This is a genomic window from Actinomycetota bacterium (assembly GCA_005774595.1).
GTDB lineage: Bacteria > Actinomycetota > Coriobacteriia > Anaerosomatales > D1FN1-002 > D1FN1-002.
Genome location: VAUM01000462.1, coordinates 1 through 1,224, shown reverse-complemented (window position 1 = coordinate 1,224; position 1,224 = coordinate 1). Strand labels below are relative to the sequence as shown.

The following is a 1,224-nucleotide window of genomic DNA, read 5'->3' as shown; positions in this document are numbered from 1 at the left end:
CCGTGGACGACGCGTATGCGGCGACCGAGGCCACGACGCTGACGGTGGCCGCGCCCGGCGTGCTCGGCAACGACAGCGACATCGACTCGGCCGTCATCACCGCGACGCTCGTGGCCGGACCGTCCAACGGCAACCTCGTCTTCAACGTGAACGGCTCGTTCGCGTACCGGGCGAACGCGGACTGGAGCGGCACGGACTCGTTCACCTACCGCGCGAGCGACGGGACCGCGACGTCGGGCATCGCGACGGTCACGATCACGGTCGCGCCGGTCAACGATGCCCCGGTCGCCGCCGACGACTCCTACACCACCGCCGAGGACACCGCGCTGTCCGTGGCGGCGCCGGGCGTGCTTTCCAACGACACCGACGTCGAGGGCGATCCGCTGAGCGCGGTGCTCGTCGCCGACGTGGCGAACGGCACGCTGGTGCTGCTCGCCGACGGGTCGTTCCTCTACACCCCGGACGCCGACTGGAACGGCACGGACTCGTTCACCTACTACTGCAACGACGGCACCGACGACTCGAATGTCGCGACGGTCCGGATCACGGTGACGCCGGTCAACGACGCGCCGGTCGCGGTCGACGACGCGTATTCGACAGCCGAGGACACGACGCTCACGGTCGCCGCACCCGGCGTGCTCGGGAACGACAGCGACATCGACAGCGCCGTCACCACCGCGACGCTGGTGGCTGGACCGTCCAACGGGACGCTGGCGCTGTCCGCGAACGGCTCGTTCACCTACGTGCCGGATGCGGACTGGTTCGGCACCGACACGTTCACCTACCGCGCGAGTGACGGGACGGCCACGTCCGGCATCGCGACGGTCACGATCACGGTGACGCCGGTCAACGACGCCCCGGTCGCTGTGGGTGACTCCTACAGCACCGCCGAGGACACGACGCTCACCGTCGCCGCCCCGGGTGTGCTCGTGAACGACACCGACGTCGACGGCGATCCGCTCGACGCGGTGCTCGACACCGACGTGTCCAACGGCACGCTGACCCTGAACGCCGACGGCAGCTTCACCTACGTGCCGGACGCGGACTGGAACGGTACGGACTCCTTCACCTACCACGCCAACGACGGCACGGCCGACTCGAACATCGTGACCGTCGACATCACCGTGACGCCGGTCAACGACGCTCCTGTCGCGGTGGCCGACTCGTACTCGACGGCCGAGGACACGACGCTCACGGTCGCCGCTCCGGGCGTGCTCGGAAACG

The 1,224-nt window shown here is 69.5% G+C and carries 1 protein-coding gene; it reads left to right on the top strand.

Annotation, left to right across the window (positions count from 1 at the left end; genetic code table 11):
• A partial coding sequence (locus FDZ70_10990; GenBank protein ID TLM65623.1) for a tandem-95 repeat protein occupies window positions 1-1,224 on the top strand: 1,224 nt, incomplete at both ends.